The organism is Pseudomonas fulva (assembly GCF_023517795.1).
Lineage (GTDB): Bacteria > Pseudomonadota > Gammaproteobacteria > Pseudomonadales > Pseudomonadaceae > Aquipseudomonas > Aquipseudomonas fulva_D.
The window spans coordinates 2,700,159-2,714,234 of the sequence record NZ_CP082928.1 but is presented as its reverse complement, the minus strand read 5'-3'; the positions used below and the strand labels follow the sequence as shown (position 1 = coordinate 2,714,234).

Sequence of the window (14,076 nt, the reverse complement as noted above, 5' to 3'; positions counted from 1 at the left end):
ATTGCGATGGATCGCGCCGCATCGACCTACGTCGAGGAAACCGGTTTCGGTTTCTGGTTCCTGCGCAGCCACGTGTGGCAGCACCATGTGCTGCGCGTGGCCATCGATGATCTGCGCGGGCTGATCGACGGCCCGCTGCCGGCCGCACCGGTGCTGCTGGATGCCGGCTGCGGCCAGGGCAAGTCGTTCGGCCTGCTGCAGCGCGCCTTCGCGCCGGCGCGCATCATCGGCCTGGACGCCGACCCACACAGCCTCGAGTGCTCGGCCGCCGAGGCCAAGCGCCTGGGTCTCGACGTGCAGCTGATCGCCAGCGACTGCGCGGCCATCGGCTTGCCCGACGCCAGCGTGGACATGCTGTTCTGCCACCAGACCTTCCATCACCTGGTCGAACAGGAGCAGGCGCTGGCCGAGTTCTGGCGCGTGCTCAAGCCCGGCGGCCTGCTGCTGTTCGCCGAGTCGACCAAGTACTACATCGACACCTGGGTGATCCGCTGGCTGTTCCGCCACCCGATGGAGGTGCAGAAGAGCGCCGACCAATACCTCGGTATGCTGCGCCGGCAAGGCTTCGAATTCAACGCGCGCAACGTCTCCTACCCCTACCTGTGGTGGAGCCGCTCGGAGGATTTCGGCCTGCTGGAACGCTGGGGCATCCGCAAGCCCAAGCCGTTCGGCCAACGCAACGAAACCCTGGTCAACGCCGCGGTGCGCAAACCGCTGGAGCCTGCATGAAACGCCTGCTGACCCTCGCCTGCTTGCTGTTGCTGAGCGCCTGTGCTGCGCGCACACCGCTGCCCGCTGCCGCGCCGCAACTGGCGCAGCCGCTGCCGCTGTCGCTGCATGTCAGTACCGCCGACGGCCAGGACTGGCTGCTGGTGATCCAGGCCGAGGGCAGCGCGTTGCGCTGGTCGCTGTTCGACCCGCTCGGCGTACCGTTGGCCCGGCAATCCCTGGCCAATGGCGCCTGGCACAATGACGGCCTGCTGCCGCCCAACGCCCCCGCCCGCGAGCTGTTCGCCGCCCTGCTGTTCGCCCTCACCCCGGATGATCAGCTGGCCGCCAGCTACGCCGGCAAGCAGTGGCGCCTGGGCGCCGAGGGCCGCCAGCTGGCCCCGGACTGGCGCATCCGTTACGGTGCCGGGCGGGCCATCGAACTGAGTAACGCCACGCAGCAGTACCGCGTGCGCCCGCTGGAGACGCAACCATGATCGCTCGACTCGACGCCCTCGGCGTGGTCTGCGCCCTGGGTCAGGGCAAGCAGGCGGTGGCCGACGCCCTGTTCGCCGGCGACACCAGCGGCATGCGCCGCCAGGCCGGCTGGATCCCCGAGCGCAGCGTGACCGTCGGTGCGGTGGATGCGCCGCTGCCCGCGATGCCCGCCGGCTTCGAGCACCTCGCCAGTCGCAACAACCGTCTGCTGCTGGCCGCCGCCTTGGAGATCGAGGACGACATCCAGGCGGCCATCACCCAATACGGCCCCAGCCGCATCGCCGTGGTGCTCGGCACCAGCACCTCGGGCATCGCCGAAGCCGGCGAGCATATCGCCGAGTATGTGCACAACGGCGAGCTGCCGGATGCTTACCGCTACAGTCGCCAGGAAATCGCCGCACCCGCGAGTTTTCTCGCCGACTGGCTGGGCCTGAGCGGCCCGGCCTATTGCCAGTCCACGGCCTGCACCTCCAGCGGCCGCGCCCTGCTCGCCGCCCAGCGCCTGCTGCGCATGGGCCTGTGCGATGCGGTGCTATGTGGCGGCGTGGACAGCCTCTGCAAGCTGACCCTGAACGGCTTCGCCAGCCTGGAGGCGGTGTCCGACGAGCGCTGCAACCCGTTCTCGGCCAACCGCCACGGCATCAATATCGGCGAGGCCGCCGCACTGTTTCTGATGACCCGCGCCGAGGGCCCCGGCATCGGCCTGCTCGGCGGCGGCGCCACCTCCGACGCCCACCATATCTCCGCGCCGCACCCCGAAGGCCTTGGCGCCCAGCAGGCGATGCGCAAAGCGCTGAGCGCGGCGGGCCTGACCGCCGAGCAGATCGGCTACCTCAACCTGCACGGCACTGCCACCCCCCATAACGATGCCATGGAAAGCCTGGCCGTACAGGCGCTGTTCCCGGCCGGCGTGGCCTGTTCGTCGAGCAAGGCGCTGACCGGCCATACCCTGGGCGCCGCCGGGGCACTGGAAGCCGCGTTCTGCTGGCTGACCCTGAGCCATTACAACACCGCCGACCGCCTGCCCCCTCACGTCTGGGACGGCGTGGCCGATACGCAACTGCCACGCCTGGCGCTCGTCGACGCGCCCGGTACGCTGCCAGCGGCTGGCCGCCGCTACCTGATGAGCAACTCGTTCGCCTTTGGTGGCAACAATATTTCCTTGATTCTAGGAGACCTGCCGTGAGTGTCTGGCCCGTCGCCGAGCTGGTGCCCCACGCTGGCGACATGATTCTGATCGACGAGGTGCTGGCGTTCGGCGCCGACCATATCGACACCCGCCTGGTAGTGCGCCCGGGTGGCCTGTTCAGCCAGACCGACGGCAGCCTGCCGGCCGCCGTGGGCATCGAGCTGATGGCCCAGAGCGTGGCCGCCTTCGGCGGTTGCCATGCCCGTGAACAAGGCCTGCCGGTGGAGCTGGGCTTTCTGCTCGGCACCCGCAACTTTACCTGCAACGTGGACCGCTTTCCGGCTGGCAGCACGCTGCTGATCCACGCCAATCGCTCGCTGCAGGACGACAACGGCATGTGCGTATTCGAATGCCGCCTCGAAGGCCCGGGCATTCTGGTCGAGGCGCGGCTCAACGTGTTTCAGCCCCGCGACGTGTCCACCTATGTTCAAGAACCCCCACTTCAGGAGCCGACTTAATGAGCGAGACCATTCTGGTCACCGGATCGAGCCGCGGTATCGGCCGCGCCATTGCCCTGCGCCTGGCACGCGCCGGTTTCGACCTGGTGCTGCATTGCCGCTCGCGCCGTGACGAGGCCGAGGCGGTACAGCGCGAGATCGAGGCCCTGGGCCGGCGCGCGCGCATCCTGCAGTTCGACGTGGCCGACCGGCAAACCTGCCGCAACGCCCTGGAAGCCGACGTGGAAAGCCACGGTGCCTACTACGGCGTGGTGTGCAACGCCGGGCTGACCCGCGACGGCGCCTTCCCGGCGCTCGGCGAGGAGGACTGGGATGTGGTGCTGCGCACAAATCTGGATGGTTTCTACAACGTGCTGCACCCGCTGACGATGCCGATGGTGCGTCGCCGCAAGCCAGGGCGTATCGTCTGCATCACCTCGGTTTCCGGGCTGATCGGCAACCGCGGCCAGGTCAACTACAGCGCCTCGAAGGCCGGCATCATCGGCGCTGCCAAGGCCCTGGCGATCGAGCTGGGCAAACGCAAGATCACCGTCAACTGCGTGGCCCCGGGGCTGATCGACACCGAGATTCTCGACGAGCATGTACCGCTCGAGGAGATTCTCAAGATGGTGCCGGCCGCGCGCATGGGCACCCCGGAAGAAGTGGCCGGCACGGTGAATTTCCTGATGTCCGACGAGGCGGCCTACATCACCCGCCAGGTGATCGCCGTCAATGGCGGTCTGTGTTGAAAGAGAGCGAAGTGGCATGAAACGCGTAGTCGTAACCGGCATGGCCGGCATCACCTCCCTGGGCGACAGCTGGGACAGCATCGCGGCGAACTTCCGCGCCAACCGCAGCGGCATCCGCGTGATGCACGAGTGGGATCGCTTCAGCGAGCTGAACACCCGCCTGGGCGGCCCGGTCGACGACTTCGTCGTGCCCGCCCGCTGGACCCGCAAGCAGCTGCGCAGCATGGGCCGCGTGTCGCGCCTGTCGGTGTACGCCGCCGAGCGTGCCCTGGCCGATGCCGGCCTGCTCGATGACGAAAGCATCAGGGACGGGCGCATGGGCGTGGCCTGTGGCTCGTCCACCGGCAGCACCGAGGAGATCAAGGCGTTCGGCAACATGCTGCTCAACTCGGTGGCCGACGGCCTGAACGCCAACTCCTACATCCGCATGATGCCGCACACCACGGCGGCCAATATCAGCATCTTCTTCGGCCTCACCGGCCGGCTGATCCCGACGTCCAGCGCCTGCACCAGCGGCAGCCAGGGCATCGGCTACGCCTACGAGGCGATCAAGTTCGGCCGCCTGCCCTTGATGCTCGCCGGCGGCGCCGAAGAGCTGTGCCCGACCGAAGCCATGGTGTTCGACGCACTGTACGCCACCAGCCTGAAGAACGACGCACCGCACACCAGCCCGCGCCCCTACGACAGCGGCCGCGACGGCCTGGTGATCGGCGAAGGCGCCGGCATGCTGGTACTCGAAGAGCTCGAACACGCCCTGGCCCGCGGCGCCACCATCCATGCCGAGATCGTCGGCTTCGGCTGCAACGCCGACGGCCAGCACGCCACCAAGCCCGTGCAGGCCACCATGCGCCGCGCCATGGAGCTGGCCCTGGAAGATGCCGCGTTGGCCCCCGGGGCCATCGGCTACGTCAACGGCCACGGCACCGCCACCGAACAGGGCGACGTCGCCGAAACCCAGGCCACCAGCAGCCTGTTCGGCCCGCGCATGCCGATCAGCTCGCAGAAGAGCTACTTCGGTCACACCCTGGGCGCCTGCGGCGCGCTGGAATCCTGGTTCAGCATCGAGATGCTCAACCGCGACAGCTACGTGCACACCCTCAACCTGGATGACATCGACCCGGCCTGCGGCGAACTGGACTACCTGCGCGGCGAATTCCGCGAAATGAGCAACGACTACGTGATGAACAACAATTTCGCCTTTGGCGGGGTCAACACCTCGCTGATCTTCCGCCGCTGGCGCTGACCCCCAAGACAAGGACCAAGGATGATGTCTCGCTTCAACCGCTTCGCCCTGCTTGCCGTTCTGCTGCTGGGCATTGCCGCCTGCGGCTCGAAACCCGTGATGAACATCAACAGCAGTGCACCGCCTGCCGTGGTGAAAGGCGAGGACGACATGCGTCGGGCAATCCTCACTGCCCTGCAGCGCCGGCAATGGACGGTGGAACGTGCCGATGGTGGGCAGATCATGGCGCAGTACACCCGCCGCGGGCACCAGGCCGACATCACCATCCCCTACAGCGCCGCGACCTACTCGATCCAATACCGCGACAGCCAGAACCTCGATTATCACGACGGCACCATTCACCGCGCCTACAACAAGTGGGTGCGCAAGCTCGACCGCACCATCCAGCAGGAATTGCGCCGCCCTTCCCTTCCCACGCCCAGTGACATCCCAGGAGAAACCCGATGAACGCGAAACGCTTGACCGCTGCCCTGCTGCTGACCGCCGCCCTGCTGCCCGCCGTCAGCCAGGCCCGTGACACCGCCCACTTCCTGGACTTCCAGTCGGTGGTCAACGAGGCCATCCAGGCCGGCCGCCTGGACGGCTCGGTGAAGTTCTACCTGAACAAGACCCCGGCCGGCGCCAAGATCATCAACGCCAACGTGACCACCAGCCAGAAGACCAACGCCTTCAACAAGAGCGACGAGGAGGCCTGCCGCTGGGTGCTGCAATCGGCCCTGATCAAGCTGCAGAACTCGGCCAAGGCCGCCGGCGCCAATGCCGTGGTCGACCTGGCCAGCAACTACAAGAACAAGGAATACCGCGACAGCAGCAAGTACGAATGCCACGCCGGCGCCATCATGGCGGGCGTCGCGCTGAAGGGTAAGTACGCGAGCGTCAAGTAAGCGCCCGCTGCCACCTTGCCAAACAAGCCGCCTGTGGGCGGCTTTTTCATCACAAGGAAGTTGATCAGCATGTCCAAGGTTCTATCTGCGCTATCCCTCTCGGCCCTGGCGCTCGGCCTTACCGCCTGCACCTCGGTTCGCATCACGCCACTGCAAAGCGCGCCGACCACCATGTGTATCGAAGAAAACCCCAAGGTCATGGTCAGCGACTTCGTACCGGTGCTGCAGCAGGGCTTCGCCCGACACGGCATCACCACCCAGCCCTACGCAACGATTCCGTGGGATCAGTGCCCGTACGTGGTGAGGTATACGGCGCGGCGCTCGTGGGACATGGCACCTTATCTTTCCAGCGCCGAGCTGACCGTTCTCGGCCCGCGGCGGGAAACATTGGCCACGGCGGCCTATCACCTGCGCGGCAAGGGCGGCCTGTCGCTGATGAAGTGGCAGGGCACTAAAAGCAAGATGGATCCGGTGATCGATCAGCTGCTGAACAATACCCAGCCAATCGCCGCGCCTGTCGTAACGCCTCCAGCTACCAGCGAGAGCGGCAAGCTGAGCAAGCAGGAGCGTCTCAAGCAGCTGCAGCAACAGAATCTGGACTACTAATCTTATCAGCGCGCCTACCGCCAGCTGATGCTGGAAGACCAGCCCTCATCCGACGTTCGCTGAATTCAGAAAATGAAGGGCACGAACATCCGGCTGCGCGCCATGTAGTCGCGATAGGCGTCGCCGAAATAGGCCAGCGACTCACGCTCCTCGACGCGCGCGGCGAGCCAGAGCAGCACGCTGGCGGCCACGGCCAGCAGCATGACCAGAACACCCGGCTGCTTCCAGGCGATACCCCAGGCGAGCAGCAGCAGCGAGCAGTACATCGGGTGACGGATGTGGGCGAAGATGCCACTGGTGACCAGTTGCGAGGTGCGCTCGAAAGCGAACAGTTCGTCGTCCTGGCGGCGCTCGTCGGCACGCCCGAAGCGGCGCATCTGGTAGATGCCGGCGAACAGCACCGCCAGCGAGGCGGTCAGCAACACCCAGGAAATCTGCTGATGCACGGCGGCGCGGTCCTCGAACCAGAACGGCGCGTTGAGCACCAGCATCACCAGCATCACTTCCCAGGCGAAGTAGCGGTAGAAGCCGTGGCTGCGCGGGTTGCCCAGCGAGCGCCAGGAGACCAGGGTCAGGGCGATGCTCAGCCCCACGAAAACCACCAATTGCCAACCGCCCACTCGCTTGCTCCCTGAGACCCTCTGTTACACTGCTGCGCTCGCACGCCAGACGCCCGCCATGGATCGCACCCAACTGCACTCACTGCTGCCGCACCAGGGCCAGGCCCTCTGGCTGGATGCCCTGCTCGACCACGATGCCACCGGCATCCGCGGCCTGAGCGACTGGCGGCATCTGCAGAACCTGGGCGAGAACGCCTCGCCGTGCCTGTTGTTCGAGGCCGCTGCCCAATTGTGCGCTGCGCATGGTGCCTTATACGGCAACGACAGCGCCATCGAAATGGCCCTGGTCGGCAAACTCTCCCAGCTGCAGCTGCACTATCACCCCACGCAGCGCGAAGGCGTCCTGCTGGTCAGCGCGACCCAGGAAGCCCTGAGCCCGGCCGGCGCCCTTTACGGCTTCAACGTGCAGGAAGGCGAGCGCCTGCTGCTGGACGGCAAACTGCTGCTGGTGCTCGTCCGTGCTTGAACTCAGCCGCATCGCCTATCGCTACCCTGGTGCAGCGCAACCGGCGCTGCACGGCATCGACCTGCAGCTTCAGGCCGGCCAATGCCTGGGGCTCTTGGGCAGCAATGGCGCCGGCAAGACCACCCTGCTGTCGCTGCTCAGCGGCGTACTGCAGCCCCTGGATGGGCGGATTCTCTGGCGGGGCGAGCGACGCCTGGGCCTGGTGCCCCAGCAACTGGCCTTCTACGCCGGGCTGAAGGTGAGGGAAAATCTCGCGCTGTTCGCCGATCTCTACGGGCTGCGCGGTGCCGAGCGTCACCAGCGCCTGGAGCACTGCATCGCCGGCACGTCCCTGGCGGACAAGCTCGAACGCCGCGCAGAGCGCCTGTCTGGTGGCGAGCAGCGACGTCTGAACTTCGCCATCGGCCTGCTGCAACCGGCCGAGCTGTATCTGTTCGACGAGGCCACCGTGGGCGTCGATGCCGCCAGCCGGCAGTTGCTGCTCGACGCCGTGCAGCAGCTGACCGCCGACGGCAAGGCGGTGATCTACACCAGCCATTATCTGGATGAAGTGGAAAAGGTCGCCGACCGCATCCTGCTGCTGCACGAAGGCCGTGTGCAGCTGGACGTCGACAAGCATCAATTGCTCGGCGACCAGCCCGGCCTGTTTCTGGAGTGGCCCGAGCACGCCCCCGATGCGCTGCCATCATTGCTCACCGAGCTTGGCATCAACGCCGAACACACGCCCAACGGCGTGCGCATCGCCGCGCTGGACGTCGAACAGCTGCTGGCGATCACCCGTTTCATCGCCGCACAGCCCCAAGCCCCCAGCCTGCTGCGCTTCGGTCGGCCGTCCCTGGAGCAGCTGTACCTGCGCCTCAACGGAGGCCGGCTATGAGGCTGCGCGCCCTGGTTCGCAAGGAAATCCTCCTGCTGCTGCGCGACCCTCACGCCCTGGCCGTGCTGTTCCTCATGCCGACGCTGTTTCTGGTGATCATGGCCGGCGCCATGTCCAGCTACCTGCAGGATCGCCTGCCGCCGCTGCAGCTGGTGCTGCAAACCCCGCAGCCCAGCGAGTCGAGCCGTTTCTTTCACGATGCCCTGCAGGCGCAGTTGCCCGACAGCCAGCTGCTGGCCGATGGGCCGGCGCAGATGGCGCGCATCAGCCTGCCGGCGGACTTCGAAGAGAAGCTGCTGGATACGCCCCATCAGGGCCCGACCCTGAGTTTCCCCGCCCAGTTCGACCGCCTCTCGCGCCAGCGCCTGCACGCTGCGGTAACCATCGCCCTGGCGCAGACCCGGCTGCTCGCCTACCTGCAGGACAGCGGCGCGCTGGAAGAAGGACTCAGCCATGCCGAGAAGCTCGAGTTGATCCAGCAGCGCACCGAAAGCCGCATCGACGAGCAGGCGCGCCTGGCCAGCGGCGACCTCAGCGCCCAGGCCAACGCCACGCAGATGAGCGTGCCGGCCTGGCTGATCTTCGGCATGTTCTTCGTGATGCTGCCGATGGCCGGCAGCTTCCAGCGCGAGCAGCAGAGCGGCGCGCTGCTGCGCTTCCGCTGCCTGGGCCTGGGCCTCGGCCCCCTGGCGGCGAGCAAGGTGCTGCCGTACCTGGCCATCAACCTGGTGCAGTTTGTGGTGCTGCTGACGATCGGCGTGCACGGCCTGCCGCTGGCGGGCCTGCCGGCGCTGGAGCTCAACGGCAGCCTGCTCGCCTACGCCGTGTTGGCCATCAGCATCGCCCTGACCACCACCAGCCTGGGCCTGTTGCTGGCCGCCATGGCGCGCAGTAGTGAACAAGCCCTATTGCTTGGCGGCGGGATCAATATCATCCTCGCAGCCATCGGCGGCATCATGGTGCCCAAGAGCGTGATGCCCGAGGCCATGCGTCAGCTCGCGGAGCTATCACCGATGAGCTGGGCACTGGACGCCTTCCTTACCCTGCTGGTGGGCCACGGCTCACTGAACGACGTAGCCCCCTGGTGCGCGCGCCTGCTGCTGTTCGCAGCGGTGGCCGGCGCCAGCGGCTTGTTCCTGTTCCACAAACGAGTACAGCAAACGCAATGGACCACACACTACTAGAAGAAAAGCTCAAGCAGTTGCTGATTCGCGAGTGCGACAAGGAAGACGACATCGACTGGCAAAGCATCGGAGACGACGAACCGCTGTTCGGCCAGCAGAGCCGTATCCAGATGGATAGCCTGGACGCCCTGCAAGTCTCCCTGGCGCTGCAGCAGCACTACGGCGTACGCATCGAAGGCGCCAAGGACGGCCGGCGTATTCTCAACAGCATCGCCAGTATCGCGGCCTTTATCAGGCAACAGCAGTGACGCCCGTCTACCTGCAGCGAGGCGCCCTGCACAGTGCCCTCGGCGCCGACCTGCGCGTCGCCAACGCCGCCCTGCGCAGCGGCCTGCGGCCAACCGCCAACACCGTGCTGCTGCACGAGCTGCAGGCGCCACGTCCGTACCTGGCCGTGGCCGGCGGCGAAACACCGGGCGAGCATTGCGACCGGCTGATTCGCGAAACCCTGGGCGACGAGCCCGGCGCGCTGGACGACTGCCTGCTGATCGTCGCCAGCACCAGCCTGGATATCAACGAGCTGGAGGCACGCGCGGCTCGCCACGGCGGCTTTCACCCGGATCACTCGACCTCCCTCGACCTGATCGCCGAGCGGCTGCGCGAGCGCTTCGGTTTCGTCGACGCCTTCACCCTCAACACCGCTTGCACGAGCGCCGCCAATGGCTTGCTATATGGTGCCCGCATGTTGGGCGCCCACCTGTATCGCCGGGTCCTGGTGCTGGCCTTCGAACCCCCCAGCGCCATCGCCCAGCAAGGCTTTGGCGCCTTGGGCCTGGTATCGCCCAGCGGCGATTATCGCCCCTTCCACCCGCAACGCGATGGCCTGGTGCTGGGCGAGGCCTACGCGGCCACCCTGCTGGCCCTGGAGCCGGGCCCGGCACCGCTGGCCCGCCTGCTGGGCGGCTTCAGCGCCTGCGACACCAGCAGCTTGACCAATACCCGCGAAGACGGCAGCCATATCGAGTGGGTGATGCGCGAAGCCCTGCGCGGTGCTGGCGTGACTGCCGAGCAGATCGGCCTGGTCAAACCCCACGGTACGGCCACTGGCGCCAATGACAGCGCCGAGAGCAACGGCGTGCGCCGGCTGTTCGGTGAGGCGCTGCCGCCGCTGTGCGTGCTCAAGCCCTGGCTCGGCCACACCCTGGGCGCCTGCGGCCTGACCGAGACCCTGCTGCTGGTGGAAAACCTCGCCCACCTGCCCGCCTGCGACTACGCCCGGGACGCCCTGCTGCCGCTGTCGGGCGAGCCCCTGGCGGTTACCGAGGGCAGCCTGCTGCTGGCCAACTACTTCGGCTTTGGCGGCAACAACGCCAGCCTGGTGCTGCAACGCGGCGCGGGAGACGCACCATGAGCCATGTCATCGCGGCCTGCAGCGTACGCGGGAACTCGGAAAACACCGACAAGGACCTCAAGACCGCGCTGATCAGCTGGCTGCCGACCACGCCACGCCGCATCGATCGGCTGATTCTGCAGGCCCTGCTGTGCACCGCGCCGCTCAAGGCCATGACCCGTCGTGACTGCGGGCTGTACCTGGCCTCGCGCCACCCGGCCCGGGCCACCATGGGCTCGCTGCTCGACAGCGTGTGCGTGCACCAACTGCAGCCCAAGCCCTTCGAGTTCGTCAACAGCGTCAGCAATGCCGCCGGCTTTCACGTCGCCGCCCAACTGGGGCTGGAAGGGCCGAACCTCTTTATCGGTGCCGGCCCGAATGTATGGAAGCATCTGCAGGCCATGGCGGCCCTGGATCTGGCCGACGACCTGGTCGGCCAGGCGCTGCTGGTGGTGATCGATGAAGACCAGGCCTTCGAGGCCCAGGCGGTGCTGATCGCAGGGCCCAGCCAGGCGGCGGATTTTGCCGGGCTGACGGCGGGGATCGATGTGCTGGAGTTGCAGCTATAACGCAGCGAGCGGGGCGGGAACGGCCGTTGGTAGGGGGGACGATGCTTCTCCCGTCCACCGCCCCGCGATCACAAAGGTGGATGAAAAAGCGTCATCCACCCTACATGCCCGCGAAAAATCTTCGGAGTGGCCCGCTCCCACAGAACTCAGACAGCTGAGCCTCAGCCCTTACGCTTGGCCCAAGCCCCCAGCTCTTTCATCAACACCCGCTCCTGCCCAGCAATTCCCCGCAACATCTCGGCAATCGGCCGGAAGTCCGGGGCCCCGCCCTTGCTACGGCTGGCGCGCACGCAGGCCGAGGCGAACTGGCGCCAGTCGTCGCCCACCGCGGTCATGCGCGTCGAGGCCTCGCGCAGGGTGGCGTCGCCGATCTTCTCGCCGGCCTCCTGCAGGAAGCTGGCATACATGAAACGAAAGCCGGCGCCGCCGGTGCCGATCTCTTCCTGCATGCGCACGATATGGGTCAGATACAGGCGGTTGTACTTGGCCTGGGCCGGGTCGAGCCTCTCCACGCAGTTGGCCAAGTGGCGAATGCCGCGAATGCCGATCCACGGCAGTGGCAGGCCATCGAGAATGCGCGTGGTGGACAGCACGCTCTGGCGAATCAGCTGCGCCCAGTCCTGCTCGGGCGACACGTCATCCAGGTAATACATCAAACCCTTGGCCGCCAGGACGCCCTTGGCAAAGCGGGCCTTCTGCAGGTCCGCAGTGGCGCAGCGCACCGGCGCCTCGAACACCGGGTCGCTGAGCAGATAGTCGTCGCCCTCACGCCCATAGGCCAGGAGGTTGTGGGCGTTGAAGTGAAAGCGCATCTCCGGCGGGAAGTACGGCAGCCAGAACACCGAGCTCTGCAGCCCGACCAGACGGCCGCTGTTCAGCGCCTCGTCGAGGGCCTGGCGCCCCTGCTGGGGATTGCTGAAGGTGCGGCTGGTCAGCCTCACACCCAGGCGCTTGCTGAGGGTCTTGATCAGGTGGCGCGGCGGCATGCGGTAGGCGATCAGCGGCATACCGCCGAGCTTGACGATCGGCAGGTAGGCGAATGCCAGGCCCGAGGCCAGGCCGAAGGCCATCGGCTCGCTCATCGGCAGGCCGGCCTGGCTGAGCAGGCTGGCCATCACACCGCTTTCGCAGTGGGCGCTCTGGCGGTGCTCGAACGCGCTCATGGCAGCTCCTTCTGATAGCGACGCAGCTCGTCGACGGTCAAACCGAAGGCCTCGGCGTAGCGGGCCAGCAGCGAATCGCTCAGGCGCTGGTAGATTTCAGGTCGAAAGTGCCGGCGTATGCGCCATTGCCAAATCCCGGCAATCTGCGCCAGGGCCGGCAGGTCCATGCGGTAGCGGTACATCAGGCACTCGAGCGGCGACGCCTCGCCGCGCTGCCAGGCGGCGTGGGCCTCGGCTTCCTGGGCCTGCAGCTCGGCGACCGCCAGCTGGGTGGAATAGGACTCCGGCTCCCAACCGGCGCTTGGCGCGCCCTGGTAGCGGCCCTGGTCATCGACGGCATAGAGCAGCTTGCTGTGCCCGCCGTAGGCGGAATCCGGATCCTGGGGAACCTCGTCAAGCTTCATCGCCGACCACCGTCAGGTGCATGAATGCACTGGAGAAACGCCCGCTTTCCGGTACGTAGCAGAGCAGCTTCTGGCCGCGGCGCAGGTGCCCGCCATTGAACAGCTCGTCGAGGATGATGAAGATCGACGCCGCGCCGGTGTTGCCCTTGCTCGTCAGGTTGGTGAACCAGCGCGCCATGGGGATCGCCAGGTCGACCTCGGCCAGGCCAGCCGCCAGGCGCTCGCGGAAGAATTCGGACGAGTAATGCGGCAGGAACCAGTCGATGTCCGCCACGCGCAGCTCGCGGCGCGCCATGATGCGGCGCAACGCCTCGACCACGGTGAGGCGGACGATATTGTCGTTGAGCAGCTTGACGTCCTGCTTGACCGCCATCACCGAGCGCTGCGCGCGCTGCTCGGCGTCATAGCGGGCCCAGCCACGTAGCGCGCCGTCTTCCATCTCGGCACCGGCATACATGCAGGCCGGCATCCGATCGGCGAAGGACAGGATGTCCAGCCAGTCGATGCGCAGGCTCAGGCCCTGGGCGTTGGGGCGATCCTGCAACAGTACGGCACCAGCGCCGTCGGAGAGCATCCAGCGCAGGAAATCCTTCTCGAAGGCGATTTCCGGGTGTTTTTCCAGTTCGTCGACGCGGCTCTCGTATTCGGCGTTGAAGTTGCGCGCCTGCATCATCGCCGAGGCCACTTCAGAGCCACAGGCCACGGCGTTGCGGCTCTGCCCGCTGGCCACGTTCATCCACGCGTATTTCAGAGCGGTCATCCCGCATACGCAGATACCGGCGGTGGTCACCACTTCGCAGGGCGGGCTGCCCAGCTCGCCGTGCACCATCACCGCGTGGCCGGGCATCACCTGGTCGGGCGACGAGGTACTGGCCACCAGGCACTCGAGTTCATTCAGGTCGAAGCCGTCGCCGGCCAGGCCGCGAATCGCCTCGGCGCTGAGCTGGGCGTTGCTCAGGCTGGGCTCGCCGGTACGCGGGTCAATGACGTAGTGGCGCTGCTGGATGCCGTTGCGGCGCAGGATCAGCTTGCGCGCCCGCGAGGGCTTTTCGCCGACCATGCCGAGCCGCGCCTCCATTTGCTCGTTATCGACCGGTTCATGGGGCAGGCTGGCACTGATACGGTTGATGAATACGGGTGCTACCACAG

At 66.8% G+C, this 14,076-nt stretch carries 19 protein-coding genes; 15 read left to right on the top strand and 4 right to left on the bottom strand.

Annotation, left to right across the window (positions count from 1 at the left end; genetic code table 11):
* Nucleotides 1-6: 6 nt before the first annotated feature.
* From K8U54_RS12245 to K8U54_RS12205, 9 genes are all read left to right on the top strand, one after another.
* The gene (locus K8U54_RS12245; RefSeq protein WP_249910357.1) at nucleotides 7-729 is read left to right on the top strand and encodes a class I SAM-dependent methyltransferase; all 723 of its coding nucleotides are present in this window, start codon (nucleotides 7-9) and stop codon (nucleotides 727-729) included.
* On the top strand, nucleotides 726-1,205 hold the full coding sequence (locus K8U54_RS12240) for a DUF3261 domain-containing protein (RefSeq protein WP_249910356.1): 480 nt from the start codon (nucleotides 726-728) through the stop codon (nucleotides 1,203-1,205). The genes K8U54_RS12245 and K8U54_RS12240 overlap by 4 nt, the downstream gene beginning before the upstream one ends.
* On the top strand, nucleotides 1,202-2,392 hold the full coding sequence (locus K8U54_RS12235; protein ID WP_249910355.1) for a beta-ketoacyl-[acyl-carrier-protein] synthase family protein: 1,191 nt from the start codon (nucleotides 1,202-1,204) through the stop codon (nucleotides 2,390-2,392). Before K8U54_RS12240 ends, K8U54_RS12235 begins: the two co-directional genes overlap by 4 nt.
* 41 nt (nucleotides 2,393-2,433) lie before the next feature.
* Entirely contained in the window at nucleotides 2,434-2,853 is a 420-nt protein-coding gene (locus tag K8U54_RS12230) for a hotdog family protein (RefSeq protein ID WP_434060025.1), read from the top strand.
* Complete coding sequence (gene fabG, locus K8U54_RS12225) at nucleotides 2,853-3,581, top strand: 3-oxoacyl-ACP reductase FabG (RefSeq protein ID WP_249910353.1); 729 nt, start codon at nucleotides 2,853-2,855, stop codon at nucleotides 3,579-3,581. Before K8U54_RS12230 ends, fabG begins: the two co-directional genes overlap by 1 nt.
* A 16-nt stretch (nucleotides 3,582-3,597) precedes the next feature.
* Nucleotides 3,598-4,824, top strand: coding sequence for a beta-ketoacyl-ACP synthase (locus K8U54_RS12220; RefSeq protein WP_249910352.1), 1,227 nt, complete (start codon nucleotides 3,598-3,600; stop codon nucleotides 4,822-4,824).
* 24 nt (nucleotides 4,825-4,848) lie between these two features.
* Nucleotides 4,849-5,271, top strand: a complete 423-nt coding sequence (locus tag K8U54_RS12215; protein WP_249910351.1) for a hypothetical protein — start codon at nucleotides 4,849-4,851, stop codon at nucleotides 5,269-5,271.
* On the top strand, nucleotides 5,268-5,708 hold the full coding sequence (locus tag K8U54_RS12210; RefSeq protein WP_249910350.1) for an excinuclease: 441 nt from the start codon (nucleotides 5,268-5,270) through the stop codon (nucleotides 5,706-5,708). Before K8U54_RS12215 ends, K8U54_RS12210 begins: the two co-directional genes overlap by 4 nt.
* Before the next feature lie 69 nt (nucleotides 5,709-5,777).
* Nucleotides 5,778-6,314 carry an Sbal_3080 family lipoprotein gene (locus K8U54_RS12205; protein WP_249910349.1) on the top strand — a complete coding sequence of 179 codons (537 nt, stop codon included), beginning with the start codon at nucleotides 5,778-5,780 and terminating at the stop codon, nucleotides 6,312-6,314.
* A gap of 65 nt (nucleotides 6,315-6,379) precedes the next feature.
* Here the strand turns inward: K8U54_RS12205 and K8U54_RS12200 are convergent, their stop codons facing one another.
* Nucleotides 6,380-6,934, bottom strand: a complete 555-nt coding sequence (locus K8U54_RS12200; RefSeq protein WP_249910348.1) for a methyltransferase family protein — start codon at nucleotides 6,932-6,934, stop codon at nucleotides 6,380-6,382.
* Nucleotides 6,935-6,992: 58 nt separating this feature from the next.
* On the opposite strand from K8U54_RS12200, the gene K8U54_RS12195 reads away from it, so the two are divergent.
* From K8U54_RS12195 to K8U54_RS12170, 6 genes are read left to right on the top strand one after another with little or no spacing between them, the layout of a single operon-like run.
* A complete protein-coding gene (locus tag K8U54_RS12195) occupies nucleotides 6,993-7,400 on the top strand; it encodes a beta-hydroxyacyl-ACP dehydratase (RefSeq protein ID WP_249910347.1) in 408 nt (135 codons plus the stop codon).
* Nucleotides 7,393-8,277 carry an ABC transporter ATP-binding protein gene (locus K8U54_RS12190; protein ID WP_249910346.1) on the top strand — a complete coding sequence of 295 codons (885 nt, stop codon included), beginning with the start codon at nucleotides 7,393-7,395 and terminating at the stop codon, nucleotides 8,275-8,277. The genes K8U54_RS12195 and K8U54_RS12190 overlap by 8 nt, the downstream gene beginning before the upstream one ends.
* The gene (locus K8U54_RS12185) at nucleotides 8,274-9,461 is read left to right on the top strand and encodes an ABC transporter permease (RefSeq protein WP_249910345.1); all 1,188 of its coding nucleotides are present in this window, start codon (nucleotides 8,274-8,276) and stop codon (nucleotides 9,459-9,461) included. The genes K8U54_RS12190 and K8U54_RS12185 overlap by 4 nt, the downstream gene beginning before the upstream one ends.
* A complete protein-coding gene (locus K8U54_RS12180) occupies nucleotides 9,443-9,709 on the top strand; it encodes a hypothetical protein (RefSeq protein WP_070885984.1) in 267 nt (88 codons plus the stop codon). The genes K8U54_RS12185 and K8U54_RS12180 overlap by 19 nt, the downstream gene beginning before the upstream one ends.
* A complete protein-coding gene (locus K8U54_RS12175) occupies nucleotides 9,706-10,812 on the top strand; it encodes a beta-ketoacyl synthase N-terminal-like domain-containing protein (RefSeq protein ID WP_249910344.1) in 1,107 nt (368 codons plus the stop codon). Before K8U54_RS12180 ends, K8U54_RS12175 begins: the two co-directional genes overlap by 4 nt.
* Entirely contained in the window at nucleotides 10,809-11,360 is a 552-nt protein-coding gene (locus tag K8U54_RS12170; protein ID WP_249910343.1) for a hypothetical protein, read from the top strand. Before K8U54_RS12175 ends, K8U54_RS12170 begins: the two co-directional genes overlap by 4 nt.
* 161 nt (nucleotides 11,361-11,521) lie before the next feature.
* Here K8U54_RS12170 and K8U54_RS12165 read toward each other — a convergent pair whose 3' ends face one another.
* From K8U54_RS12165 to K8U54_RS12155, 3 genes are read right to left on the bottom strand one after another with little or no spacing between them, the layout of a single operon-like run.
* Complete coding sequence (locus K8U54_RS12165) at nucleotides 11,522-12,523, bottom strand: BtrH N-terminal domain-containing protein (RefSeq protein WP_249910342.1); 1,002 nt, start codon at nucleotides 12,521-12,523, stop codon at nucleotides 11,522-11,524.
* Nucleotides 12,520-12,927 (bottom strand): hypothetical protein, encoded by a 408-nt coding sequence (locus K8U54_RS12160; protein WP_249910341.1) that lies wholly within the window; start codon nucleotides 12,925-12,927, stop codon nucleotides 12,520-12,522. The genes K8U54_RS12165 and K8U54_RS12160 overlap by 4 nt, the downstream gene beginning before the upstream one ends.
* Nucleotides 12,917-14,074, bottom strand: coding sequence for a beta-ketoacyl-ACP synthase III (locus K8U54_RS12155; protein ID WP_249910340.1), 1,158 nt, complete (start codon nucleotides 14,072-14,074; stop codon nucleotides 12,917-12,919). Before K8U54_RS12155 ends, K8U54_RS12160 begins: the two co-directional genes overlap by 11 nt.
* Nucleotides 14,075-14,076: the final 2 nt, after the last annotated feature.

Bases quoted from the DNA above. Each gene is read 5' to 3' on its own strand.
- K8U54_RS12170 (WP_249910343.1), top strand. From the start codon at position 10,809: ATGAGCCATGTCATCGCGGCCTGCAGCGTACGCGGGAACTCGGAAAAC.
- K8U54_RS12210 (WP_249910350.1), top strand. From the start codon at position 5,268: ATGAACGCGAAACGCTTGACCGCTGCCCTGCTGCTGACCGCCGCCCTG.
- K8U54_RS12215 (WP_249910351.1), top strand. From the start codon at position 4,849: ATGTCTCGCTTCAACCGCTTCGCCCTGCTTGCCGTTCTGCTGCTGGGC.
- K8U54_RS12160 (WP_249910341.1), bottom strand. From the start codon at position 12,927: ATGAAGCTTGACGAGGTTCCCCAGGATCCGGATTCCGCCTACGGCGGG.
- K8U54_RS12185 (WP_249910345.1), top strand. From the start codon at position 8,274: ATGAGGCTGCGCGCCCTGGTTCGCAAGGAAATCCTCCTGCTGCTGCGC.
- K8U54_RS12180 (WP_070885984.1), top strand. From the start codon at position 9,443: ATGGACCACACACTACTAGAAGAAAAGCTCAAGCAGTTGCTGATTCGC.
- K8U54_RS12230 (WP_434060025.1), top strand. From the start codon at position 2,434: ATGATTCTGATCGACGAGGTGCTGGCGTTCGGCGCCGACCATATCGAC.
- K8U54_RS12195 (WP_249910347.1), top strand. From the start codon at position 6,993: ATGGATCGCACCCAACTGCACTCACTGCTGCCGCACCAGGGCCAGGCC.
- K8U54_RS12235 (WP_249910355.1), top strand. From the start codon at position 1,202: ATGATCGCTCGACTCGACGCCCTCGGCGTGGTCTGCGCCCTGGGTCAG.
- K8U54_RS12205 (WP_249910349.1), top strand. From the start codon at position 5,778: ATGTCCAAGGTTCTATCTGCGCTATCCCTCTCGGCCCTGGCGCTCGGC.
- fabG (WP_249910353.1), top strand. From the start codon at position 2,853: ATGAGCGAGACCATTCTGGTCACCGGATCGAGCCGCGGTATCGGCCGC.
- K8U54_RS12165 (WP_249910342.1), bottom strand. From the start codon at position 12,523: ATGAGCGCGTTCGAGCACCGCCAGAGCGCCCACTGCGAAAGCGGTGTG.
- K8U54_RS12245 (WP_249910357.1), top strand. From the start codon at position 7: ATGGATCGCGCCGCATCGACCTACGTCGAGGAAACCGGTTTCGGTTTC.
- K8U54_RS12220 (WP_249910352.1), top strand. From the start codon at position 3,598: ATGAAACGCGTAGTCGTAACCGGCATGGCCGGCATCACCTCCCTGGGC.
- K8U54_RS12240 (WP_249910356.1), top strand. From the start codon at position 726: ATGAAACGCCTGCTGACCCTCGCCTGCTTGCTGTTGCTGAGCGCCTGT.